Source organism: Flavobacterium sp. (assembly GCF_039932285.1).
Lineage (GTDB): Bacteria > Bacteroidota > Bacteroidia > Flavobacteriales > Flavobacteriaceae > Flavobacterium.
This window is the reverse complement of sequence record NZ_JBDTQE010000003.1, coordinates 1-23,407: the sequence shown is the minus strand read 5'-3', so window position 1 is coordinate 23,407 and position 23,407 is coordinate 1. Positions and strand designations below refer to the sequence as shown.

Annotated in this window: 23 protein-coding genes; 13 read left to right on the top strand and 10 right to left on the bottom strand. The window is 31.6% G+C overall.

Translation table 11 applies throughout. The features are described 5' to 3' along the window. Window positions 1-98: 98 nt before the first annotated feature. Genes surE through ABI549_RS01185 form a run of 4 tightly spaced genes read left to right on the top strand, consistent with a single transcriptional unit; the run spans window position 99 to window position 4,336 of the window. Window positions 99-872 carry a 5'/3'-nucleotidase SurE gene (surE, locus tag ABI549_RS01200; protein WP_348074621.1) on the top strand — a complete coding sequence of 258 codons (774 nt, stop codon included), beginning with the start codon at window positions 99-101 and terminating at the stop codon, window positions 870-872. Between the two features lie 3 nt (window positions 873-875). Continuing rightward, window positions 876-1,148, top strand: coding sequence for a hypothetical protein (locus ABI549_RS01195; RefSeq protein WP_348074620.1), 273 nt, complete (start codon window positions 876-878; stop codon window positions 1,146-1,148). Between the two features lie 13 nt (window positions 1,149-1,161). Next, entirely contained in the window at window positions 1,162-2,286 is a 1,125-nt protein-coding gene (gene lpxB / locus ABI549_RS01190) for a lipid-A-disaccharide synthase (RefSeq protein ID WP_348074619.1), read from the top strand. 16 nt (window positions 2,287-2,302) lie between these two features. Beyond that, window positions 2,303-4,336, top strand: coding sequence for a ComEC/Rec2 family competence protein (locus ABI549_RS01185; protein ID WP_348074618.1), 2,034 nt, complete (start codon window positions 2,303-2,305; stop codon window positions 4,334-4,336). Window position 4,337: 1 nt separating this feature from the next. Here ABI549_RS01185 and ABI549_RS01180 read toward each other — a convergent pair whose 3' ends face one another. From ABI549_RS01180 to ABI549_RS01160, 5 genes are all read right to left on the bottom strand, one after another. Continuing rightward, a complete protein-coding gene (locus ABI549_RS01180) occupies window positions 4,338-4,907 on the bottom strand; it encodes a thioredoxin family protein (protein WP_348074617.1) in 570 nt (189 codons plus the stop codon). A 59-nt stretch (window positions 4,908-4,966) separates the two neighbouring features. Continuing rightward, window positions 4,967-5,422, bottom strand: coding sequence for a thioredoxin fold domain-containing protein (locus ABI549_RS01175; protein ID WP_348074616.1), 456 nt, complete (start codon window positions 5,420-5,422; stop codon window positions 4,967-4,969). A 48-nt stretch (window positions 5,423-5,470) separates the two neighbouring features. Then, window positions 5,471-6,982, bottom strand: coding sequence for a peptide MFS transporter (locus tag ABI549_RS01170; RefSeq protein ID WP_348074615.1), 1,512 nt, complete (start codon window positions 6,980-6,982; stop codon window positions 5,471-5,473). A gap of 74 nt (window positions 6,983-7,056) precedes the next feature. Then, window positions 7,057-8,733 carry a peptide MFS transporter gene (locus ABI549_RS01165; RefSeq protein WP_348074614.1) on the bottom strand — a complete coding sequence of 559 codons (1,677 nt, stop codon included), beginning with the start codon at window positions 8,731-8,733 and terminating at the stop codon, window positions 7,057-7,059. A 28-nt stretch (window positions 8,734-8,761) separates the two neighbouring features. Continuing rightward, the gene (locus ABI549_RS01160) at window positions 8,762-10,927 is read right to left on the bottom strand and encodes a S9 family peptidase (RefSeq protein WP_348074613.1); all 2,166 of its coding nucleotides are present in this window, start codon (window positions 10,925-10,927) and stop codon (window positions 8,762-8,764) included. A gap of 155 nt (window positions 10,928-11,082) precedes the next feature. Between ABI549_RS01160 and ABI549_RS01155 the strand changes: the two genes are divergently transcribed. Genes ABI549_RS01155 through ABI549_RS01140 form a run of 4 tightly spaced genes read left to right on the top strand, consistent with a single transcriptional unit; the run spans window position 11,083 to window position 13,847 of the window. Next, the gene (locus ABI549_RS01155) at window positions 11,083-11,316 is read left to right on the top strand and encodes a hypothetical protein (protein WP_348074612.1); all 234 of its coding nucleotides are present in this window, start codon (window positions 11,083-11,085) and stop codon (window positions 11,314-11,316) included. Further along, on the top strand, window positions 11,306-11,587 hold the full coding sequence (locus tag ABI549_RS01150) for a type II toxin-antitoxin system RelE/ParE family toxin (RefSeq protein WP_348074611.1): 282 nt from the start codon (window positions 11,306-11,308) through the stop codon (window positions 11,585-11,587). The genes ABI549_RS01155 and ABI549_RS01150 overlap by 11 nt, the downstream gene beginning before the upstream one ends. A 27-nt stretch (window positions 11,588-11,614) precedes the next feature. Beyond that, window positions 11,615-12,931, top strand: coding sequence for a hydroxymethylglutaryl-CoA reductase, degradative (locus tag ABI549_RS01145; protein ID WP_348074610.1), 1,317 nt, complete (start codon window positions 11,615-11,617; stop codon window positions 12,929-12,931). A gap of 4 nt (window positions 12,932-12,935) precedes the next feature. Beyond that, entirely contained in the window at window positions 12,936-13,847 is a 912-nt protein-coding gene (locus ABI549_RS01140; protein WP_348074609.1) for a GYDIA family GHMP kinase, read from the top strand. Between the two features lie 2 nt (window positions 13,848-13,849). On the opposite strand, the gene ABI549_RS01135 is transcribed toward ABI549_RS01140, so the two are convergent. Then, window positions 13,850-14,368 (bottom strand): CvpA family protein, encoded by a 519-nt coding sequence (locus ABI549_RS01135; protein ID WP_348074608.1) that lies wholly within the window; start codon window positions 14,366-14,368, stop codon window positions 13,850-13,852. 118 nt (window positions 14,369-14,486) lie between these two features. Between ABI549_RS01135 and ABI549_RS01130 the strand changes: the two genes are divergently transcribed. The 4 genes from ABI549_RS01130 (at window position 14,487) to ABI549_RS01115 (ending at window position 16,815) form a co-directional block, all read left to right on the top strand. After that, window positions 14,487-14,843 carry a hypothetical protein gene (locus tag ABI549_RS01130; protein WP_348074607.1) on the top strand — a complete coding sequence of 119 codons (357 nt, stop codon included), beginning with the start codon at window positions 14,487-14,489 and terminating at the stop codon, window positions 14,841-14,843. A 43-nt stretch (window positions 14,844-14,886) separates the two neighbouring features. Further along, window positions 14,887-15,906 carry a phenylalanine--tRNA ligase subunit alpha gene (gene pheS, locus ABI549_RS01125; protein ID WP_348074606.1) on the top strand — a complete coding sequence of 340 codons (1,020 nt, stop codon included), beginning with the start codon at window positions 14,887-14,889 and terminating at the stop codon, window positions 15,904-15,906. Between the two features lie 90 nt (window positions 15,907-15,996). Beyond that, window positions 15,997-16,404 carry a hypothetical protein gene (locus ABI549_RS01120; protein WP_348074605.1) on the top strand — a complete coding sequence of 136 codons (408 nt, stop codon included), beginning with the start codon at window positions 15,997-15,999 and terminating at the stop codon, window positions 16,402-16,404. Between the two features lie 30 nt (window positions 16,405-16,434). After that, on the top strand, window positions 16,435-16,815 hold the full coding sequence (locus tag ABI549_RS01115; RefSeq protein ID WP_348074604.1) for a hypothetical protein: 381 nt from the start codon (window positions 16,435-16,437) through the stop codon (window positions 16,813-16,815). A 155-nt stretch (window positions 16,816-16,970) separates the two neighbouring features. On the opposite strand, the gene ABI549_RS01110 is transcribed toward ABI549_RS01115, so the two are convergent. From ABI549_RS01110 to ABI549_RS01095, 4 genes are all read right to left on the bottom strand, one after another. Continuing rightward, the gene (locus tag ABI549_RS01110) at window positions 16,971-17,966 is read right to left on the bottom strand and encodes an NAD(P)H-dependent glycerol-3-phosphate dehydrogenase (RefSeq protein WP_348074603.1); all 996 of its coding nucleotides are present in this window, start codon (window positions 17,964-17,966) and stop codon (window positions 16,971-16,973) included. A 25-nt stretch (window positions 17,967-17,991) separates the two neighbouring features. Beyond that, window positions 17,992-18,528, bottom strand: a complete 537-nt coding sequence (locus ABI549_RS01105; RefSeq protein WP_348074602.1) for a 3-hydroxyanthranilate 3,4-dioxygenase — start codon at window positions 18,526-18,528, stop codon at window positions 17,992-17,994. Window positions 18,529-18,552: 24 nt separating this feature from the next. Beyond that, complete coding sequence (locus ABI549_RS01100) at window positions 18,553-18,918, bottom strand: hypothetical protein (RefSeq protein WP_348074601.1); 366 nt, start codon at window positions 18,916-18,918, stop codon at window positions 18,553-18,555. Between the two features lie 72 nt (window positions 18,919-18,990). Continuing rightward, window positions 18,991-20,100: an endonuclease/exonuclease/phosphatase family protein gene (locus ABI549_RS01095; protein ID WP_348074600.1), complete on the bottom strand. Its 1,110-nt coding sequence runs from the start codon at window positions 20,098-20,100 to the stop codon at window positions 18,991-18,993. Window positions 20,101-20,418: 318 nt separating this feature from the next. On the opposite strand from ABI549_RS01095, the gene ABI549_RS01090 reads away from it, so the two are divergent. After that, the gene (locus ABI549_RS01090) at window positions 20,419-23,235 is read left to right on the top strand and encodes a TonB-dependent receptor (protein WP_348074599.1); all 2,817 of its coding nucleotides are present in this window, start codon (window positions 20,419-20,421) and stop codon (window positions 23,233-23,235) included. Window positions 23,236-23,407 lie beyond the last annotated feature (172 nt).

The window sequence follows — 23,407 nt, the reverse complement described above, 5'->3', positions numbered from 1 at the left end:
TTTTGTTAAAGATGTAAAATTAGTTACTTACGAGTAAAAATGCTTAATTTAGCCTGACTTTTTTATGTTAAATTTTTAGATATTACTTTGAATCACGAATGAAAAAACCACTAATATTAGTTACAAACGATGATGGTATTTCGGCACCTGGAATACGCGCACTTATCGAAGTCATGCATGAAATAGGAACTGTTGTTGTAGTTGCACCCGATAGTCCTCAAAGTGCTATGGGACATGCCATAACTATAAACAGTACGTTACACTTGAATAAAATTTCTGCAGATAACGCACTTGTAACTGAATATAGTTGTTCTGGAACTCCTGTAGACTGTGTAAAATTGGCTGTAAATGAGATTTTGAAACAAAAACCAGATTTATGTGTTTCTGGTGTAAACCACGGATCAAACTCATCGATAAATGTGATTTATTCAGGAACCATGAGTGCTGCTGTCGAAGCAGGCATTGAAGGAATTCCCGCCATCGGGTTTTCGTTATTAGATTATGATTGGAATGCCGATTTTGAAACTTTTAAATCTTATATAAAAAAGATTGCACTCGAAGTTCTACAAAAAGGACTGCCAGATAGTGTAGTTCTTAATGTGAATTTCCCAAAAAGAAAAGAAGACGAAATAAAAGGAATAAAAATTTGCCGACAAGCAAAAGCCATGTGGGAAGAAAAGTTCGACAAACGCAAAACACCTCAAGGTAAAGATTATTATTGGCTTACAGGAGAATTTATAAACCAAGACAAAGGAGAAGATACTGATGAGTGGGCTTTAGAAAACGGATATATTTCGGTAGTGCCCGTTCAGTTTGATATGACAGCGCATCATGCGATTCAACAATTAAATAATTGGAATTTAAACAACTAAATTATGAAGAAAACAGATTTACTTATAGGTGTTTTAATAGGATTTGTTGCCACTTTTTTAGGAACCTATATTTTCTTTACTTTTTGTACAGAATATAGCTTTTTAGAAGGTGTAAACGGCATGAAAAGTCAAGGTTTTCTTGGAAAAGTGATTACATTGGGTGCAATTCTTAATTTAGTTGCTTTTTTTATATTGTTAAAAATGAATAAAGAATTGATGGCTCGTGGCGTTGTACTAGCAACTATTCTTTTGGCTATAATTACAATGTTTGTTTAAAAATCAACAAAAAATGAAATACTACATTATTGCTGGCGAAGCATCGGGCGATTTGCATGGTTCGAACCTAATGAAAGGCATTTATAAAGAAGATTCTCAAGCAGAAATTCGTTTTTGGGGAGGCGATCTCATGAAACAAACAGGAGGGACTTTAGTAAAACACTATCGCGATTTATCGTTTATGGGCTTTATAGAAGTAGTTTTAAATTTGAAAACTATCCTTAATAATATTAAAATTTGTAAAGCGGACATTTTAAAATTTAAGCCTGATGCTATTATATTTATAGATTATCCTGGTTTTAATATGAGAATTGCCAAATGGTCTAAACAATTAGGCATTCGTAATTATTATTATATTTCGCCACAAATTTGGGCTTGGAAAGAAAACCGAATCAAAGCCATAAAAAGCGATGTCGATAAGATGTATGTTATCCTTCCGTTCGAAAAAGATTTTTACGAAAAGAAACATCATTTCCCGGTAGAATTTGTGGGACATCCATTAATAGACGCTATAAATAATCGACAGAAAACCGACCCAGAACAATTTAAAAGAAACAATAACCTGGACAAAAGACCTATTATTGCTCTTTTGCCAGGAAGCAGAAAACAAGAGATTGAAAAAATGTTATCCGAAATGTTATCTATTGTAAAAGACTTTCCTGATTTTCAATTTGTTATTGCTGGCGCACCAAGTCAGGAATACTCGTTTTATGAGCAATTTTTAACGAATGACCAAGTACATTTTATATCTAACAAAACCTATGATTTATTAAGTGTTTCTCATGCAGCGTTGGTCACGTCAGGAACAGCAACATTAGAAACTGCTTTGTTTAAAGTTCCTGAAGTAGTTTTGTATAAAGGAAGTTGGATTTCTTACCAAATCGCAAAACGTATTATAACCCTTAAATATATTTCGTTAGTTAATCTTATTATGGATAAAGAAGTTGTTACCGAACTGATACAAGATGATTGCAATTCAAAAAAAATAAAAATAGAACTGGAAAAAATAATAGAACCTTCTTACAGAAATACCCTTTTAGCGAATTATGATTTATTAGAAAGACAATTGGGAGGTGCTGGAGCAAGCGACAAAACAGCACATTTAATCGTTAAAGAGATGCAAGCTCGAACGAAATAATTAGTATCTTTCCTATATGAAGATATTACAATTCCCTATTGTTAGAATTTGTTTTTGGTTTGTTTTAGGCATTATAGTCGCTTATTATTATAATCCCAACATTAAATATGTTTTCAGTTTACTAGCTATTTCAACCATAGTTTTTGGATGTTTTTTGTTTCAATCTTATCATAAGTTCGAACAGAAGAAAGCATTTTCAATTTCCCTATATATTTTATTTTTCGTCATCGGAATTTCAACAACTTTAGTTCATAAGGATACTTTTAGAGCAAATCACTATATTCATAAAGCAACAAATTTTGATACAAATCATCAAATACAGGTTACTATTGCCGAAAAACTTAAAAATACAATTAACAAAAATAGATATATTGCCGAAATAACTCAAATTGACAACAAAACTGCTTCTGGAAAAATTTTGTTGAATTTAAAAAAAGATTCAATTACTAGAGATTTTGTTATTGGAACCAGACTTAGAATTGAAGAGCAATTAGTTAAGAATTTTAAACCTAACAATCCAAATCAGTTCGATTTCGGAAAATATCTAGAGACAAAAGGGATTTATGCACAACTATTTGCAGAAACTTCACAACTAAAAATTAGTACTATTATTGATAAAGACATCTGGTATTATACTTCAACTTTTAGAAATAAAATTATTTTAAATTTAGAAAAAAGCGGATTCAAAAAAGAAGAATTAGCAGTAATATCAGCTCTAATATTGGGTCAACAACAAGATATTTCGCCTGAAGTCTTACGCGATTATCAGTATGCTGGTGCAGTTCATATTCTTTCTGTTTCGGGATTGCACGTTGGGTTTATACTTTTATTTATCACTTTTTTATTAAAACCATTACCCAAAAACAAATATGGAAATTTCATTAGATTAACCATAATTTTAGTTTCCTTATGGCTATTTGCCATTGTTGCTGGATTAGCACCATCAGTAGTTAGATCGGCGGCGATGTTTAGTTTTGTGGCTATAGGTATGTTTCTAAATCGAGAAACAAATATTTTTCATACTATGTTAGTTTCCTTATTTTTAATTTTGCTAGTTGAACCTTTATTTTTATTCGATATCGGGTTTCAGTTAAGTTATATTGCCTTATTTTTTATTCTTTGGCTACAGCCAATGCTTAAATCACTTTGGGAACAAAAAAACAAAATCGTTACTTATTTTTGGGACATTATCACTGTTTCATTTGCAGCACAAATTGGAGCCATGCCACTTAGTATTTATTATTTTCATCAGTTTCCAGGATTGTTTTTTGTAACAAACTTGGTCTTAATTCCCTGTCTTTCGGTAATAATGGCAATAGGTGTTTTACTTATGCTGTTGGCATATTTTGATTTTGTTCCTTTATTTCTTTCTAAAATAGTAGAGTTGAGTATCACTTTTACCAACACTTATATCAAATGGATTGCTTCGATTGAAGCTTTTGTTATTAAAGATATTCCGTTAAGTTTTTCGTTACTTATCGCTTCTTATCTTATTGTTTTCTCTTGGATAATTTGGTTTAAAAAACCCAATTTTACAAAAATGATTTTGTCTTTAGCTAGTGTTTTAATTTTTCAGATATTGTTTTTTACTACCAATTGGCAATCCGAAAATAAAAAGGAATTAATTGTTTTTAATACCAAAAAAAATACGATTATTGGCGAACGAATGGGCAAAAAAATTGTGCTATTTACAAGCAACATTTTAACAGAAAATGGCTTCGAAAAGAAAATGATTCAATCGTATGCGATAGCTAATTTTTGTAAAATAAGTGAATCTAAATCGATTAAAAATACAATTTATTTCAATAACAATAAGATTTTGATTATTGACAAATCCAGTATTTATAAAAACACGATGAATCCAGATATTATAATTTTAAGAGACTCTCCAAAAGTAAATTTAGAACGATTATTGTCTTCTGTAAAACCAAAAATTATTATCGCCGATGCTTCTAATTACAAAAGCTATGTTGTCATTTGGAAGCAAACCTGTACTAAAGAAAAAATCCCTTTTCATAGTACTTATGAAAAGGGATTTTATAAATTATAATTTAGCTTTTTTTGATCTTTTTGATCTTAGCAGGTTTGGTCATTGATCCTTTTTTAGAATCGTGAACAAATTTTGCAATAATCTGATCTGCTCCAGAAAGCCAAACGCTTGGTCCACCAGCAACATATCCAGTGCTTCCTAATTGTTCGAAATTTATTTTTCCCGCTTTATTATCTGCTTTTGCAAACCATACTGTTGGAAATCCTTGCACTGCAAACGCTTGTTGCAATTGATTATTTTGATTTTTTAATTCGGCAGTTTGTTCTGTTCTTCTAGGAAAATCTAATTCTACTAAAACTACTTTTTCTTTAGCCCAAGCTTCAAATTCTGGCGTTTTAAAAACTTCTTTTTGCAAACGAATACACCAACCGCACCAGTCGCTACCTGTAAAGAATAAAAACAATGGTTTGTCTTCTTTCTTAGCAAGATCCATTGCTTCTTTAATATCTGTATGCCAAACTAAATCTTCCGTTGTTGATTTTGTTGTTAGAATTTTATTAGAATTAAAGCTAGAAAATAATATTACTGCCACAACTGGCACTAAAAAAAGTAAATATTTAAGTTTATTCATTGGACTTATTTTTTAAATTATTGTCTGTAAATGTAAAAAAGAAATTATAACTAAAATAGTTATCTTAAAATTTTTAACAATTCTTCATGTGTTTTATAACCTATTATTTGTTTTTGAGTATCTCCATTTCTATCGATGATATATATAGACGGATAACCTTGAACTTTTAGAAAGGTGGTTAATTCATGAGCACTATTTCTTCCTTTTCTATTAGGATCAAATCCTGGATTGGAAAAATTATTTCCTTTAAAGTTAACTGTAGTATTTCCCTCTGCATTAAACTTTACAGCATAATAATTTTTATTGATAAAATCAATAACCTCAGAATCTTGAAAAGTTTCTTTATCGAGCATTTTGCAAGGTGCATACCAATCCGTGTATACATCCATAAAAATAGGTTTTGGGCTCTTTTTTTGTTTAGCCAATGCTTCATCGAGGCCAATCCATCTAATTTCTTGGGCTTGGATAGAAATAGTTCCAATGATTAGAAACAAGGCTAAGAGTATTTTTTTCATCATTCTTTTTTCATTTAATAATCAAAAACAATGCCGAAGTTACTAAATCTATTTAACTTCTTGCATTAATTTTTTTACCAATGGAGATATTAAGATTAAAATTATTCCTGCAATTAGTGCATAAATTGCGAGTTGCTTATAACCATCTGCATAAACAATTAGTTTTTCTACATTGGATGCTTTTTCTGAGGCTTCAGCAATGTTTGCACCTAAAATTCCTGCAAAATATTGTCCGTAAGCACTCGCTAAAAACCACATTCCCATAATAACCGCTTGGGTTTTTTGCGGAGATAATTTTGTCATTGCCGACATTCCTATTGGAGACAAACATAATTCTCCAAAAGTAATTACAAACCAACCAAAACTGAATAATCCCAATGATGTTTTTCCAAAAGCATCAGCAAAAAATTTAGTGTAATAGAAAACATAAAACCCACCCGCAAGAAACAAAAATGCCAAACCAAATTTCACAACCGTGTTTGGTTCTATTTTTCTTTTATGCATCCACAACCAAACCAATCCAATTAAAGCTGCAAAAGCAATTACAAATAATGAATTAGCTGCATTATTAACTCCATTTGGATCTAATTGCACACCAAGAATAGTGTTGTTTAAATTACTTACTGCAAAAGCGCTCAATGAACCGCCACTCTGTTCGAAAAAAGCCCAAAAAACGACAGAAAACAACATAAAAATAACCGCTGCAATTAATTTTTTATTTTGAGATGACGTAAAACCCCTCATTTCATAAACCAAATAAATGATTGAAGCTGGTCCTATCAAATACATAAAATAATCTGTATAAACAGTATTGGAAACCATTATCATTATTATTGGAATAATAAGTATAGAACCAATGTAAGTACTAATTTCGAAGATTTTTCTTTTCGCAGTTTCTAAATGCAATAATGGAGAAAGCCCAATATCGCCCATGCTTTTTTGAGTTTGTATAAATGTCAGTAAACTAATAACCATAACTATTGATGCAAATCCAAAAGCATAATTCCATCTAAGATTTTCAGGAACAAATGATGTCCAAAGATTACCATTTGCTACAGCAATACAAATATATCCACCTATTAGTGCACCAAGATTTACACCCGCATAAAACAATGAAAAACCTGCATCCCTCCTATTGTCATCATCTCTATATAATTTTCCAACCATCGAAGAAATATTTGGCTTAAAAAAACCTGTACCTACAATAGTAAAACTAACGCCAATGAAAAAAAATTCTTTAGGATGAATGGCTAGAATAACACTCCCCACAATCATTAATAAACCACCCCAAAATAATGATTTTCTGAAACCAAAAATTTTATCAGCAAACAATCCTCCAATAAATGTAAAAGCATAAACCCAAGCTTGGGTAGCGCCATATTGCAAATTTGCGTCAGTGTCTTTCATTAACAACTGACTAGTCATAAAAACATATAGCATTCCTCTCATTCCATAAAAACTGAAACGTTCCCACATTTCTGAGAAAAATAAATACCAAAGTTGCTTTGGATATTTCCCTTTAAAACTTTGTATTTGATCTATTGTTAAGTTTTGACTCATTTTTCATATTTTAAAAAACAAACCTACAAGAAATCTTGTAGGTTTGAAAGATATTATAACTATTTTTTGAATGATTAACGAATACCGTGCATCATTTTTTTCAAAACTGGTGTTAGAGCAAATAATATTAACGATGCTAGTCCTGTTAACACAACAAATACCATGAAAAATTCAAAAAGATTATGAATTTCAAAACCAGCAAATATTGGGTTATGATCGCTAATTTGATTAGTAGCCAATAATTTTAATTGTTCCGCAGTTGGTACAATTTTTTTATCTAAAATAGCTTGTAAATCGATTCCAAGTTCTTTTGCTTTGTTGAATTTATCTCCTGTTGCTGGCATAATAGAACCTAAAGTTCCTGCTAAAGCGTAACCAGATGCATTAGATAAAAAGAAAACTCCATATAATAATGAAGAAAAACGTTTTGGTGATAATTTACCAACTAAAGACAATCCAATTGGTGACAAACACAATTCGGCAGCAGTTTGAATTAAATACAATAGGATTAACCATTTAATAGCTAATAAACCACTGTTTCCTAAATCTTTTACATTGTGAGCAATAATAAAATAACTTAAAGCAATTAAAGCCAATCCGAATGCTTGTTTCATTGGGGAGATTGGTTCTCTGTCCTTACTTCTTAAATAATCCCATAACATACTGAAAGGAACTGCAAAAGCAACAACAAATAGACCATTAAAGATTTGTACCATTGATGGAGGCATGTTGTATCCGAAGAAATTTCTATCACACTGATTGTCTGCAATAAATGTTAATGAGGAACCTGCTTGTTCAAAAGCAGCCCAGAAAAATATTACAAAAAATGCAACAATATAAATTACTAAAATTCTATCTCTTTCTACTTTAGTTAAAGATGAATCTGAAATAATTAATCCAGCTAATGTAATACCACTTGAATATATTACAGTGTAAATCCAGTTTTGATCAATAACATAATGAAAAATTGCTCCTAAAGCAAAAAACGCAACTAAAGCACCAATTAAGGCATTTTTAGAGAATACCGCTTTTTGAGATTCTCCTTCTTCATAATGAGAATCGTCATTGTCTTTTGGCAATCCTCCTAGAGGTTTTCCTTCCGGAGTTACTACATATTTATTTTTAAGGAAATAAAATATAGTAGTCCCTATTAACATTGCAATTGAAGCAGCTAAGAATCCCCATTTGAAAGCATGAATATCTCTAATTCCACCAGCGTCTTTCACATCTCCAACAATAGGACAAATTAACTGTCCTAGGAAAGCTCCTAAGTTAATTCCCATATAGAAAATAGTAAATGCAGTATCTAACTTGCTTTTTTCTTGTTTTGGATATAAACTTCCCACCATACTAGAGATGTTTGGTTTAAAAAATCCATTACCAAAAATAATAATTCCTAATGCTGACCACATTAATGTATTTGCCAAAGAAAGATTTGAACCAAAAACACTTGCGCTAAAAAATAATAAAAATTGACCTAAAGCCATCATTAATCCACCAAGCATGATGCAATTTCTGTTTCCAAAGAAACGATCTGAAATAAATCCGCCCAACATTGGAGTCAAATAACAAAGACCTAAAAATCCACCGTAAATTAACGATGCATCTTCTTCTTTCATCATTAATGAATTCACAAGGAACAAGGTTAAAATAGCTCTCATTCCATAGAAGTTGAACCTTTCCCACATTTCTGTTCCAAATAATACCCAAAGTCCTTTTGGATGTCCTTTTTGCGCTACTACTTCACTCATATTAATTTGTTTTAGTTTTAGTTTTTATTTATAATTTTTCTTTAATAAAATTGGTCATTTTAGTGTACAATTGCAATCTTGTTTTTCCGCCATAAATACCGTGATTTTTGTCTGGATATATTGCCCAATCAAATTGTTTGTTGGCTTGTACTAAAGCTTCAATCATCTTCATTGAGTTTTGTACATGCACATTATCATCGGCAGTTCCGTGTATTAAAAGAAAATTACCTTTTAGTTTATTCACGTGGTTAATTGGCGAATTGTTATCGTAACCGCTCGCATTTTCTTGTGGGGTTTGCATGTATCTTTCGGTATAAACGCTATCATAATATCTCCAAGAAGTTACTGGCGCAACGGCAATAGCTGTTTTGAAAACATCAGCTCCTTGAAAAATACAGTTTGAAGCCATAAAACCTCCGTAAGACCAACCAAATATTCCAATTCTCGATTTATCTACATAGGCATAAGTTCCAAAAACTTTTGCAGCATCAATCTGGTCTTCTACTTCTAGTTTTCCTAATTCTTTTTGTGTGCATTTTTTGAAAGCTGATCCTTTAAAACCTGTTCCACGACCATCAACACAAGCAATGATATAACCTTGTTGGGACAACATCATAAACCAGTAATCGTCAGCACCATTCCAATCATTATTTACTTGTTGTGATCCTGGACCTGAATATTGGTACATAAATACTGGGTATTTTTTAGTAGCATCAAAATCTTTTGGCTTAATCATCCAAGCATTTAGCTTATTTCCTTTTGCTGTAGTTAGTTCGAAAAACTCTTTCGATGGCAAATTGTAAGCAGCTAATTTGGTCTCTAAAGCTTCGTTAGACACAATTGTCTTAATTGTTTTTCCCGTTTTAGATTCATTCAAAGTATATTTTGGTGCGTTTTTAGCACTAGAATAGGAATTGATAAAATATTGAAAATTTGGACTAAATGTTGCTGCATTTGTTCCTACCGAGGACGTTAAACGTGTTTTGCCACTTCCGTTTAATTTGACACTATATACATCACGATTTATCGAACCATTTTCTACCGATTGATAGTAAATTGTGCCTGTTTTTTCGTCGAAACCATAATAATTAGTTACTTCCCAATTGCCTTTTGTAATTTGGTTTTTTAGTTTTCCTGTTTTATCATATTGATAAATATGATTGAATCCATCTTTCTCTGAAGTCCAAATAAATGAATTGTCTTTTAGGAACGTTAAATTATCAGTAACGTCAATATAAGCTTTGTCTTTCTCGTTAAGCACTACTTTTTTAGCACCTGTATTCCCATCGATAAATAACAAATCTAGATTATCTTGATGGCGATTTAAAACCTGTGCCGACAAAGTATTTGCTTCATTTGTCCAATCTAAACGTGCAATATAAAAATCGTTGTAATTTCCTAAATCTATTTTTTTGGTATTTGCCGTTTTCACATCATATATATGTAACGAAACGTCCGAATTTTTTTCGCCAGCTTTCGGATATTTAAATTTATCGGTAACAGGATATAAATCCTGACCATATATATTCATCGAAAATTCTGGAACTTGACTTTCGTCGAAACGAATAAAAGCAATTTTATCACTCGAAGCATTCCAATCGAAAGCGCGAACAAAAGCAAATTCTTCTTCGTAAACCCAATCCGTAATTCCGTTTATAATTTCATTTTTCTTGCCATCGTTAGTAATTTGCGTCGTTTTTTTAGAAGCTAATTCATATACATACAAATTATTGTCTTTAGCAAAAGCGATTTTAGAACCATCAGGAGAAAAAGTAGGCTCTTCTATTTTATCCTCAGAAATTTTTGTTAATGACTTTGTAGCAATATCATAAATGTAAAAATGCGAAACCGAAGAATGTCTAAATATTTGATCTGAATTATTAGCAATCAATATTTTCTTCTCATCACTACTAAAAGTATAACTATCTATTCCTTGTAACTCTGAAAAATCTTTACTGTTTATTAAGGTTGAAACCTTATTTAAAGTAGCAAAATCATATAAATCGATTACACTCGAAGTTCTATCAGAATTTAGTACCGTATATTGGTTGGTGTTTTTCAAAGCTGCCAACTCTGTCATTCCTTGCGTTCGAAAAGCTCCGCCCCAAATTTCCTCTAAAGTAATTTTTTGCTGTGCAATTGCTGATAATGAAGTAAATAAGAATAAAACGAATGCTTTTTGTATTGTTTTCATTTGAAAATATTATAAATCATGCCAATTTTAGTGAAAAATTTGGACATAATCGCAATTATGAGTGTTAATTTCTGTTCTGAGAAATTACAAACAAGTACTAAAATATAATTTTATATCGTTTTTTTTGCTAATTTTGAATTACAATATAACTGATTATGGAAACTATAAAAATAGAATTTCAACCAAATATTAAAGAAAAATTAATCGAGTTTTTGAATTCTTTTTCTAAAAATGAGTTGCATATTATTGAAGAGGATAATGATTTTTTAGAAACTAAAAAACGGCTACATGAATCGTATCAAAAATTAAAAAACGGCGAAACGGAACTTTATAGTATTGACGAATTAGACGCTATGTTAGAAAAAACAATTTCTAAATATGAGAGTTGATTTTACTAAAGAGTTTTTTAATTTATTGAGTGAGCAAGTCTCTTATATTGCAAAAGACAAACCACAAGCATCAAGAAAATTCAAAAACAGCCTCCTAAAAAGCTTAAAAAAAGATTTACAATTTCCTTTTAACTATAAAAAATCTATATATTTTAATAACATCTCAATTAGAGATTACGTTTTCAAAGGTTATACTATTGTTTATTTTATTAATGAACCTAAAGATACAGTAGAAGTTTTCGAATTTATAAAATACATGGAATCGTTATAGATTCATTTACAAAAAACATTAACTTAAATGCCAAAATCAATTACTGGATTTTCAAAATTAACCAAAGAAGAAAAAATAAATTGGATAGCTTCTACTCATTTTACTAACACAGAAGAAGTTACGAAAACCATCAAAAAATATTGGAATTCCGATTTAGAATTGCAAAAGTTACATGATGAATTTATAGAAAACACCATTACAAATTTTTATTTGCCATTAGGTGTTGCGCCCAATTTTCTGATAAATGGTGTAAATCACACAATTCCATTTGCTATCGAAGAAAGTTCAGTTGTGGCAGCCGCATCAAAATCAGCTAAATACTGGGGAACTCGTGGCGGATTTAAAACCACGGTTTTGAATTCCGAAAAAATAGGACAGGTGCATTTTATTTTCAAAGGTAATTCAGAAAATTTAATTGCCTTTTTCAATGAAATAAAACCAAAATTCTTTGCCCAAACCGAAAGCATTACTAAAAATATGCAAAAACGCGGTGGCGGAATTCTCGACATCGAATTGCGTGACAAAACAACTCAATTAGAAAATTATTATCAGTTGCACGCTACTTTTGAAACCAAAGATTCGATGGGTGCTAATTTCATTAACTCCTGTTTAGAGCAATTTGCTAAAACATTAAAAGAAGAAGCTTTACAATCTGAATTTTTATCTGAACCAGAAAAAAATATTGAAGTAGTAATGAGTATTCTTTCGAATTATGTACCCAATTGCATTGTTCGAGCTGAAGTTTCTTGTCCGATTTCCGATTTGGCCGAAAAAAATATAGAAAACCCACAAGAATTTGCTGAAAAATTTATTAGAGCAGTCAAAATCGCCGAAATAGAACCTTTTAGAGCCGTGACGCACAACAAAGGAATTATGAACGGAATAGACGCAGTTGTTCTAGCAACAGGAAATGATTTTCGTGCTGTCGAAGCGGGAATTCATGCTTATGCTTCTAGAAACGGGCAATATTCGAGCTTATCACACGCCAAAATAGAAAATGATATTTTTACTTTTTGGTTAGAAATTCCGTTGGCATTAGGAACCGTTGGCGGGCTTACTTCATTGCATCCATTAGTTAAAATGTCGTTGGAAATGTTAGGAAAACCGTCGGCGCATGAACTTATGCAAATTGTGGCTGTCGCTGGATTGGCACAAAATTTTGCTGCTTTACGAAGTTTAACCACTACTGGAATTCAGCAAGGGCACATGAAAATGCACCTCAATAATATCATCAATCAGTTTGAAGCTACTGAAAACGAAAGGGTTTTGATAAAAAATCATTTCAAAGAAAATACAGTATCACATTCGGCAGTTGTTGCTTTTATTGATGGTTTAAGAAAATAATCTCTTGAAAAAAACATTTTACAGCAACGGAAAATTACTCATTACAGGCGAATATGTCGTTTTAGATGGCGCAGTTGCTTTGGCTTTACCAACAAAAATGGGTCAAAATCTAATTGTAGAAAATGGTTCCGATAAAAAAATCATTTGGAAAAGCTATGATTCCGATGGTAGCATTTGGTTTGATGACACAATTTTATTTTCCGATATTACAAGTAAAAAGTCTTTTGAAAATAATACCGTCAAAACAACTTTAGTCGAAATTTTACATGAATCTCACCAATTAAACTCCAGTTTTATTAATGACTCTGATGGCTATGTCGTTGCTACAAATCTTACTTTTCCTAAGTTTTGGGGTTTGGGCACTTCGTCAACTTTAATAAATAATATCGCTAGTTGGTTGCAAATCGATGCTTATAAACTGCTGCAAAATGCCTTCGGCGGAAGCGGTTATGACATTGCTTGTGCTCAAAATGATTCGGCAGTTTTATATCAATTGGTAAACGAAAAACCTATTATAAAAGCCATTAATTTTAATCCAACTTTCACAGACAATATTTATTTTGTTTACCTAAACAAAAAGCAAAATAGCAAAACGGCAATTGCAAATTATCGCAACAAAAAAGATGTTTTTGCAAATTCAATTTCAAAAATAAATGAAATTACAGATGCAATAATTAATACAACGGAATTAAACGAATTTACCAAACAAATAGAAAAACACGAAATCTTGATGGGCGAAATTCTAGGAATGCAAAAAGTAAAAGAAGCTTTATTTCCAGATTTTGATGGCGCTATAAAAAGTCTTGGTGCTTGGGGCGGCGATTTTGTAATGGTTATCTCTAAGAATAATCCTGTCGCTTATTTTGGAGATAAAGGTTATGATGTTGTTATTTCATATAGTAACATAATTTTATAAAATTATTTTTTTGAATTCTTTTCATTTTTAAAATGATCATACCATTCCTCTAAAGTTGGGAAGACAAATTTTGAAACTTCTTGAATGGGATTGTAAAACATAGATTTATTTAAGGTTTCTTCTTTTACAATAAAATTATTTACATTTATTTTCTGAAAAAGATTAAAAACAATACTCAAAGCCAATATCGTTTTTAATAAACTAAAACCTGCTCCTCCAAGTTTGTTTAACCAACCCAAATAAGCAAAATCTGCAATTCCTGTAAAAACTTTTGCAAGCAAATGAATACAAACAATTGCTAAGAAAAAAGTAATCGCAAAGGAAGTAACTTCTATATATTTGGGTTGCCATGAGACAACATTCCCCAAAGCAGATTTAATTAAATAAGAAAACTTAATAGATACATAAATGCCTAGTACAAGCGAAATAAGAGAGGCTAATTCTACAAAAAGACCGTTTTTTATACCTTTATACAAAGAATAAACCAGTAAGGCACCTAAAACAATATCTAAAAAGCTCATGATATCTTAATTTAATTTTTTAAAACAAATATAAAGGAATAATCCCTTTTCAACTTCTTATATTTGCCAATAATTTTGATTTTAGGATAAATCTAAAATCTAAAGTATAATATTCAAAATGTCAAGAGATATACAACTTAAAGAACGCTGGGAACAGCTTGTAAACATATTATCAGATCAATTTTCGCAAGGAGAAGACCTAGATTTAGATGCCATTATTTATTTAATAGGCGTACAGGAATTGGGGAAATTCAGTCAGATATACAAAAAAGATGAAAAATTAAACCTAATGCACATTGCTATCTGTAGATTACTAGAACCTTATGGTTACTATGAATTCGAGTTTTTCGATGGAGATGGTTGGCCTCATTATAGGGTTAAAGAAGAATTACCACCTCTAAAAGCTGGAGAACAGTCGGTGCTGATGAAAGATGCAATTGTAAACTACTTTTTAGAGAAAAAACTAATTGAATAAATTGGCAGAAATTCATTAAATTTGCACCTTTATTACCTGAACGATGACAGACAAGATTAAAGAATACATTGCCGAAGCAAAAGAATTTTCGACACAAAGCAAAGAAAAACTAGAAGAATTCCGAATCAAATTCTTAGGAAGCAAAGGATTAGTCAAAGATATTTTTGCCGAATTCAAAAACGTGCCAAACGATCAGAAAAAAGAATTCGGACAAGTAATCAATTTACTAAAAACCATTGCAGAAGAAAAGGTAAAAACCATTCAGGAAGAACTAGAAAGCAAGGAAGAAATAAAAAGCTTCTATGGTGATTTGTCACGACCATCAGAACCAATAAAAATAGGCTCTCGTCACCCAATATCATTGGTAAAAAACCAAATAATCGATATTTTTTCAAACATCGGATTCAACGTTTCCGAAGGACCAGAAATTGAAGACGATTGGCATAATTTTACCGCATTAAACCTTCCAGAATATCATCCTGCCAGAGATATGCAGGACACGTTTTTTATACAAACCAATCCTGATATTTTGTTGCGTACACACACCTCATCGGTACAAGTCCGTTATATGGAAAACAACAAACCGCCAATAAGAACCATTTCTCCAGGGCGCGTTTTTCGTAACGAAGCCGTTTCCTCACGTTCTCACTGTATTTTTCATCAAGTGGAAGGATTGTACATAGACAAAGACGTTTCCTTTGCAGATATGAAGCAAACCTTGTTATATTTCACCAAAGAAATGTTCGGAAAATCGAAAATCCGACTACGTCCATCTTACTTCCCATTTACAGAACCAAGTGCCGAAATAGATATTTATTGGGGACTAAAAACCGAAACTGATTACCGAATCACAAAAGGAACAGGTTGGCTAGAAATAGGTGGTTGCGGAATGGTAGATCCTAATGTTCTAAAAAATTGTGGCATCGAACCAGATGAATTCAACGGATTTGCCTTCGGAATGGGGATCGAAAGAATTGCCATGTTGCTTTACCAAATAGGCGATATCCGAATGTTTTACGAAAACGACGTGCGTTTTCTAGAGCAATTTAAATCCAATATATAAATAGTCATAAAGTCAAATGTCTTAAAGTCATAAAGCAAAATGACCGCTATAAGATTTTATGACCTTAGACTTTAAGACCTTAGACTAAATATGAAATCAGATATTAACATCCCAACCGTAGAAAACGTTTTCCTAGCTGCAGTGCAAGAATGGAGTGATGACTTTATGGAAAAAATATGGAATATATATCTCATCAATGATTCCGATTTTCAGCTCGATGGCGTTATGTTGGTCTCAAAAGCTTTTGGAACTATTGATGGCGAAATGAAAAAAACATCGTCACTTCGTCACGCTTTTGTAGAAATTCCACCAGTTTCAGTCAAAAAAGTTGAAATGATAGAAAAAAGTGTACTAAAACTCAACAATGAGTTTATGGTTACCTACTTTATCGAAAATACTTTATATGATAAGAAATTTATTTTCAAAACTAATTTCGCAAACAATAATCCGCTAGAAGAAGTGCCTATTTTATTTGTAGATGGCGTAATTGTGAGGTAAAAATATAAGTTATATGATAACAAAAACACAATGAGCATATTTGACAAACTATTCGGAAGGAAGGAACAAAAAAATAATTCGGAACCAAAAAGACTTCCAACAATAGAAGAATTTCCAAAATTAATCTCTGAGAACAGAATGAGGGTGATTATGATATTGGGAGATAGCGGAAATTTAGATTTCTTTCCGTTTCTTAAATATGCAATCCAAGATGATTCAGATATTAATGTAAAATTTGTAGCTCTGAAAAGAATCCATCTCTTTAAAAACCATCCACATACTATACCAATGCTAACAGAATTAAAAAACAATGGTATTGGAGAAAAATTTGAACCATACTTTTCTATGGCATTATCAAGACTTGGCATTATCTCAATAAAAGAGTTTGAAGAAAAAATGAACGGTAACTAAATTCACTTCTACAATAACTGTTTTTTAACAACTACAAAACTTAAACCTCCCTAATTTACCATCTCAAATTTAAAAAGAAGTTTTTTCTGTAATCTTTCTCGGTAAATTTATGCAGCCTCCATAAAGTTGGCGAGATATTTTTTTAATTCTATTCTCTAATCCAACTTATTAGTCAGTTTTTCAAATACTTTTTTAGCGTTTTTTCCTTCGTATAAAATCTCGTAAACAGCATCAATAATAGGAGTTTTGGCTTTGTAGTCTTGGTTTAGTTTCCACGCACTTTTTGTCGCATAATACCCCTCGGCAACCATACTCATTTCCATTTGAGCTGATTTTACAGTGTATCCTTTTCCAATCATGTTTCCGAACATCCTGTTTCTAGAGAATACAGAATATCCTGTAACTAACAAATCGCCTAAGTAAGCCGAATCGTTTATGTTACGTTTCATTTTGTGCACTTTCTTGATGAATTTTTTCATTTCACGAATACCATTACTCATCAAAACCGATTGGAAATTATCACCATAACCCAAACCATGAGCCATTCCTGCAGCAATGGCATAAATATTTTTTAGCATCGCAGCATATTCGGTTCCAATAATGTCATCGGAAATCTTTGCTTTAATAAAATCTCCCGACAAACAATTTGCTACTACTTTGGCTTTTTTGGCATCACCACAAGCAATAGTTAGATACGACAAACGTTCTAACGCTACTTCTTCGGCGTGACATGGCCCTGTAATGACACCTATATTATCGAAAGGAATATCGTATGTTTTATTAAAATGTTCCCCAACAATAAGGCTCGTTTCTGGAACAATTCCTTTTATTGCTGAAAAAATAATTTTACCTTCAAGACTTTCGGTCATTTTTTCGAGTTCACCACTTAAAAATGCTGATGGAATAGCAAAAATAATATAATCCGCATAAGCCACAGCTTCATTAATATCGGAAGTTAATCTTAATTTTTTTGTGTCAAACGCTACAGCACTCAAATAATTTGGATTATGATGGTGCTTTTTTAGATGTGCAATAGCATCTACATTACGCATATACCATGCTACTTCGTCTAGATTTACACACAACATTTTTGTTATGGCTGTTGCCCAACTTCCTCCCCCTATTACTGCAAATTTTGGTTTTGTAATCATTTATATATGTTGTTGTTTTTCAGCACTAATCGTTAGTATATTTTGGATCTGCTTCCATTTCGTGATTGCAGTTCTTGCAAGTTCTTAATGTTTTAGAATTGTAAAAATGCTTGAAATGCTTCTGAAAATCATTTTCGATATCGTTTAAGCCAAAGTAAATTTCGTATAATTTTGTGTTACAATTATCACAAAACCATAATAAACCGTCTTTAGCATCTATATTATTTCGTTTTCTTTCTATTACCAAGCCTATAGAACCTTCAGATCGAACAGGGGAGTGCGGCACTTTACCAGGATGCAAATACATATCTCCTGCAGAAAGTTTCATCGCTTCTTTTTGACCATCTTCTTGAATATAAATTGTAATGTCACCTTCTAGTTGATAGAATAATTCTTCTGTTTCGTTGTAATGATAATCTTTCCTGGCGTTCGGACCAGCAACAACCATAACTATATAATCATCGGAGTTTACATATAGATTTTTATTCCCCACGGGGGGTTTTAGTAAATGACGGTTTTCATTTACCCACTTATTAATATTGAATGGTTTTGCAATTGCCATAATTTTATTTTTGAAAGTATAAAATTACTGTTTTTTTACTTCAATCCACCGTGGATTAAAAATTTGTGGAATTTGTTTTAGGTCATTTTTGTAAGTTGTTATTCTTCCGTAAACAAAAATAATTTTATCCTTTAAATCTTCAATTTTTATTTTTGCTTTTTCTAAATAATCGTTTGTAAAAACAATTGTAAAAATATTGTTAGGGTATGCAGCATCAATATTAATATAATTTGTGCTTTTCCCTTCGGAAGCTAATTTGTATGACACTACCTTTCCTGTTACACAAGCTAAGCTATTTATATAATCTTTTGTTTGTGCAGTAGTAATGGTGTCCTGTGAAAAACCATTTAGTGAAGTGATAAAAAGAAATAGAGCGAAAAAAGTTTTCATGATTTATAAACTATAAATGAAAAATCGAATGTCTAAATTATTAAGACATTCGATTTTTAAGATTGTATACAATTATTTTACTTCTTTAATCAAATAAATATAAACTGGAAAGTGATCACTAAACCCGACTTCATTGTTACCATGTCGTAGCGGATATCCTTTATACTGCCCCGTTGTTGTAATCATAAATGGTTTATTATAGATACCTGCTTTCCAATATCTGAATGAAGAATAATCTTTTTCTATTAATGTCTCTGATACCATTATTTGATCAAAGATATCTCCGGCATCACGATAAAACAAAGAAGAATTTCCTTTTCTTGCCATTTCTTCAAATGGATTATAAACTCCAAATCTTTCTACTTCTTCTTTTTTTAGTTTCGCTCCAACGCCTTCTTTTACACTTTTATTATAAGTTCCGTCATTTAAATCTCCCATCGAGATTATTTTAGCATTAGGATTTACTTTATAAATAGAATCCATTATTTTACGATTTAATCTTCCTGCAGCCTCACGAAACGGACTACTTTTCTTTTCTCCTCCAGAACGTGATGGCCAGTGATTTACCATTACATTTATCTCATCACCATCAAGTAAGCCAGTTACTAAAAGAACATCTCTTGTGTAAACCCTATTATCTTTAGAAACCTCTATTTTATCCTTATCCGCTTTATCTTCTTCGGTTTCTTTTTCATCCTTAGTTTTAGTGTCTTTTTTATATATCAGTAAAGGAATATTGATATAGCTTGTTGGCTGAAAATGTTTTTTCTGGTATAAAAGAGCCACATCAATCCCACGGTGATCTGGAGAATCAAAATGTACAATTCCGTAATCACTATTTATTAGTTGCGGATCTTTTATTAAATCTTCAAGAACACCTCTATTTTCAATTTCTGCTCCACCTACAAAGGTTGGTGAATTTTTATTTTCTCCACCAGTTCCAATTTCATTTATAACCCTTGCAAGATTGTGTATTTTTTGTTTGTATTTTTTTGAAGTCCAGTTCTGAGCTCCATTTGGCAACCATTCCTCATCATTAATTCTACTATCATTAATAGTATCAAAAAGATTTTCAAAATTATAAAATGCAACTGTGTGAACTGCAAATTTTTTGGTTTGCGCACTTGCACTTATTGTAAGTGATAAAAACAATAAAAGTGTAAAAAAATTTCTAATTTTCATAAAACAATATAATTGGTTAATACAAAAGCAAAATTAACTTTTGGGGCTACAAATGTAAAATAATATTAGACAAAGACTAATTTTGATTTGTTAAGAAATACATATTTTAAAAAAAAACTTAAGAAAGTCTTGTTAAACCTTATTAAAATTGAATAAATGGAATAAATAAAGATCGAGATTAAACAACAAAATATTAAATTTTCATCAATTTTAACATAAGTTTTGTAAAAAATGTTCAATATGTAATTTAATCTCGTAAATTTGTCGCCCATTTAAATTTGTTTAAACTTAAAAATGGAATTAACTTTAATTTAATTTATGAAAAAACTTGTTATTAGTACACTCTTTGTATTACAAGCTTTTTTTGGTTTCGCTCAAACTGCTACTGGTATTTCTGGTAAGGTAGTTGACGCTAAAACGCAAAAGCCATTACAAAACGTTGTTGCTTCGATTCAAAACACAAATTTTACTCAGATCACAAATGCTGAAGGTAAATTTACGTTTGCTGGACTTCCTGTAGGTAGTCAAATGTTACAAATAAAAAGTGTTGGTTATAAAAACCAATTGCTTATGATTGAGATTTTAGCAAATGAAATGCTAGATTTAGGAGTTGTAGTTCTGGAAGAAGATTTAACTCAAGAACAACAAACGAGTTTAATTGCTATCACTGATAATGATTTAGGTGACGACAATAGTGGTTCAGAAAGTACTTCAAGCTTATTACAAGCTTCTCGTGACGTTTTTCAACAAGCTGCCGCTTTCAATTGGGGTCAGGCTAGATTTAAAATGAGGGGACTTGACAATGAGTACGGAACTACCATGATAAATGGTATTGTAATGAACAAAGTTTATGATGGCAGACCACAGTATAGTAACTGGGGCGGACTAAATGATGCCACGCGTAATCAAGAATTTACTAACGGTTCCGCTCCATCAGATTATACTTTTGGCGGAATTTTAGGAAGTAATGAAATTAACACAAGAGCTTCCGGATACAGAAAAGGAAACAGAATATCTGTAGCTGGAACAAACAGTAACTATACAGGAAGACTAATGGGAACCATTGCTTCTGGTATGCGTAATGACGGATGGGCATATACTATTTCTGCTTCTAGACGTTTTGCAAACGAAGGAGTTTTTGATGGCACAACCTATAGTGCAAATTCATTTTTTGCAAGTATTGAAAAGAAACTGTCTGAAAATAACAGCTTAAATCTTACAACTGTCTTCGGACAAAATACAAGAGGTAAAAACTCTCCAAATACTGATGAAGTTACAAATTTAAAAGATGTAGAATACAATTCATATTGGGGATGGCAAGATGGTAAAAAAAGAAATTCAAGGGAAAAAACAGTTGAAGAGCCTATATTCATCTTAAGTGACTATTGGAAAATAACACCAAAAACTAATTTGAATTTAAATGTAGCTTACCAGTTTGGAAAAATTGGAAACTCTAAATTAACTTATCAAGGAGCTGACAATCCAGATCCAACTTATTACAGAAACTTACCAAGTTACGAAACTTCAATATACGACGATAACGGTAATTTAACTCCTAATTACGCACAAGCTGATGCTAAAAGAGCTGCTTTTGTTGCAGACGGTCAAATAAACTGGGATGGATTGGTTTATGCAAACACTCATTCTGGCGACGGGCATAGTTACTATACCTCTTATGAAGAAAGAACAGATGATAAATTGCTTACTGCAAACGGTATATTAAGCTCTCAGCTAGCCGACAATATTGTCTTAAATGCTGGAGCTACTTACAAAAATCTAAAATCTCACAATTTCCAAAATATGTTAGACCTTTTAGGTGGTGATTATTTCCTTGATGTCAATTTATTTGGTAATTCAGACGGATTTCACACTGATCAGATTCAACAAGATTTGAATAATCCTAACAGAAAAATAGGGGTTGGTGATTCTTTTGGTTACGATTACAATTTAATGTCAAATAATATTGATGCCTTTACACAATTTAAATTTGTATACAAAAAAGTTGATTTCTACATTGCTCAAAGTTATACTCATACTCAATACCAAAGAGAAGGTTTATACAAAAATGGTTACTACCCTGGAAACTCTTTAGGAAAAAGCGAAAAAGTTTCTTTTGAAAATTTCGGTTTCAAAGGAGGTATTACTTACAAAATTACTGGTAGACAATTTTTTGTTGTGAATGGTGCATTTATGACTAAAGCTCCTGCATTAAGAAATGTGTTTAATAACGCTCGTGTAAACAATAATACAGTAAGTGGTGTTGGAAGTGAGCAAATTACAAGTGCTGATGCTAGTTACATTATGAATAATCCAAAATTCAAAACAAGATTAACTGCTTATTTTTCTAAAATTCAAAATCAGACTCAGAGTGCATTTTTCTTTGGAGATGGTGCTGGTGTAGATGATGCTACAACTACGGTTGATGAAAGTAGTGCTTTCGTTTCTGAAACAATAACAAACATCAACAAAAGAAATATTGGTTTAGAGTTTGGTTTCGAATACCCTATAACTTCTACGTTAAAGGTAAGCGGAAGCGCAGCTTATGGTGAATACATTTATGATAACAATCCTAATGTATCACTTTCAATTGATAGTAGAGCAACTGAAACAAATACTAATCCAATATTTAATTTTGGTGAAGCAAAACTTAAAAACTACAAACAATCTGGAATGCCTCAAACAGCAGCTTCATTAGGTTTAGAATATAGAGATCCTAAGTTTTGGTATATTGGTGCTAACATCAATTATTTAGGAAGCAGTTACATAGATGTGGCTCCTATTACAAGAACTTCACGTTATTATGATGCTCCTTTATTAACACCTGGTACTCCAGTAGATGGTGCTACTTATGAAAGAGGTGCTGAATTATTGAAACAAGAAAAATTCGCCGATTTTAATTTATTAAACATTACAGGTGGTAAATCTTGGAAAATAGCAGATAAAACTTTTGGCTTCTTTGCTAGTGTAAACAATGTTTTAGATACTTTATACAAAACAGGTGGTTTCGAACAAGCAAGAAATTCTAATTTCACACAAATGAACCAAGATGTAAGTAGCGGAACACCTGCTTTTGCACCTAAATATTTTTATGGCTTCGGAAGAACATATTTTGTAAATTTATATCTTAATTTCTAACTCAATTAATTATGAAATCAATAAAATTAAAAGCAATATTCATCATAACCATAGTGGCTTCAATGTTCTCTGGTTGCACTAAAGATAGTGACGTTGAATACCCAGCACCAGCAACTGTTTTGTTGTCTGAAAATTTTGACACACCTGGCACTAGCCCATATACTCTAGTAGC

What these genes read in the sequence shown, in the direction of transcription:
- ABI549_RS01165 (WP_348074614.1), bottom strand. Translation starts at nt 8,733, where the DNA reads ATGAGTGAAGTAGTAGCGCAAAAAGGACATCCAAAAGGACTTTGGGTA.
- ABI549_RS01110 (WP_348074603.1), bottom strand. Translation starts at nt 17,966, where the DNA reads ATGATTACAAAACCAAAATTTGCAGTAATAGGGGGAGGAAGTTGGGCA.
- ABI549_RS01170 (WP_348074615.1), bottom strand. Translation starts at nt 6,982, where the DNA reads ATGAGTCAAAACTTAACAATAGATCAAATACAAAGTTTTAAAGGGAAA.
- ABI549_RS01090 (WP_348074599.1), top strand. Translation starts at nt 20,419, where the DNA reads ATGAAAAAACTTGTTATTAGTACACTCTTTGTATTACAAGCTTTTTTT.
- ABI549_RS01160 (WP_348074613.1), bottom strand. Translation starts at nt 10,927, where the DNA reads ATGAAAACAATACAAAAAGCATTCGTTTTATTCTTATTTACTTCATTA.
- ABI549_RS01100 (WP_348074601.1), bottom strand. Translation starts at nt 18,918, where the DNA reads ATGAAAACTTTTTTCGCTCTATTTCTTTTTATCACTTCACTAAATGGT.
- ABI549_RS01115 (WP_348074604.1), top strand. Translation starts at nt 16,435, where the DNA reads ATGAGCATATTTGACAAACTATTCGGAAGGAAGGAACAAAAAAATAAT.
- ABI549_RS01145 (WP_348074610.1), top strand. Translation starts at nt 11,615, where the DNA reads ATGCCAAAATCAATTACTGGATTTTCAAAATTAACCAAAGAAGAAAAA.
- ABI549_RS01135 (WP_348074608.1), bottom strand. Translation starts at nt 14,368, where the DNA reads ATGAGCTTTTTAGATATTGTTTTAGGTGCCTTACTGGTTTATTCTTTG.
- ABI549_RS01120 (WP_348074605.1), top strand. Translation starts at nt 15,997, where the DNA reads ATGAAATCAGATATTAACATCCCAACCGTAGAAAACGTTTTCCTAGCT.
- ABI549_RS01150 (WP_348074611.1), top strand. Translation starts at nt 11,306, where the DNA reads ATGAGAGTTGATTTTACTAAAGAGTTTTTTAATTTATTGAGTGAGCAA.
- ABI549_RS01185 (WP_348074618.1), top strand. Translation starts at nt 2,303, where the DNA reads ATGAAGATATTACAATTCCCTATTGTTAGAATTTGTTTTTGGTTTGTT.
- ABI549_RS01195 (WP_348074620.1), top strand. Translation starts at nt 876, where the DNA reads ATGAAGAAAACAGATTTACTTATAGGTGTTTTAATAGGATTTGTTGCC.
- ABI549_RS01180 (WP_348074617.1), bottom strand. Translation starts at nt 4,907, where the DNA reads ATGAATAAACTTAAATATTTACTTTTTTTAGTGCCAGTTGTGGCAGTA.
- ABI549_RS01105 (WP_348074602.1), bottom strand. Translation starts at nt 18,528, where the DNA reads ATGGCAATTGCAAAACCATTCAATATTAATAAGTGGGTAAATGAAAAC.
- ABI549_RS01095 (WP_348074600.1), bottom strand. Translation starts at nt 20,100, where the DNA reads ATGAAAATTAGAAATTTTTTTACACTTTTATTGTTTTTATCACTTACA.
- pheS (WP_348074606.1), top strand. Translation starts at nt 14,887, where the DNA reads ATGACAGACAAGATTAAAGAATACATTGCCGAAGCAAAAGAATTTTCG.
- ABI549_RS01175 (WP_348074616.1), bottom strand. Translation starts at nt 5,422, where the DNA reads ATGAAAAAAATACTCTTAGCCTTGTTTCTAATCATTGGAACTATTTCT.
- lpxB (WP_348074619.1), top strand. Translation starts at nt 1,162, where the DNA reads ATGAAATACTACATTATTGCTGGCGAAGCATCGGGCGATTTGCATGGT.
- surE (WP_348074621.1), top strand. Translation starts at nt 99, where the DNA reads ATGAAAAAACCACTAATATTAGTTACAAACGATGATGGTATTTCGGCA.
- ABI549_RS01130 (WP_348074607.1), top strand. Translation starts at nt 14,487, where the DNA reads ATGTCAAGAGATATACAACTTAAAGAACGCTGGGAACAGCTTGTAAAC.
- ABI549_RS01155 (WP_348074612.1), top strand. Translation starts at nt 11,083, where the DNA reads ATGGAAACTATAAAAATAGAATTTCAACCAAATATTAAAGAAAAATTA.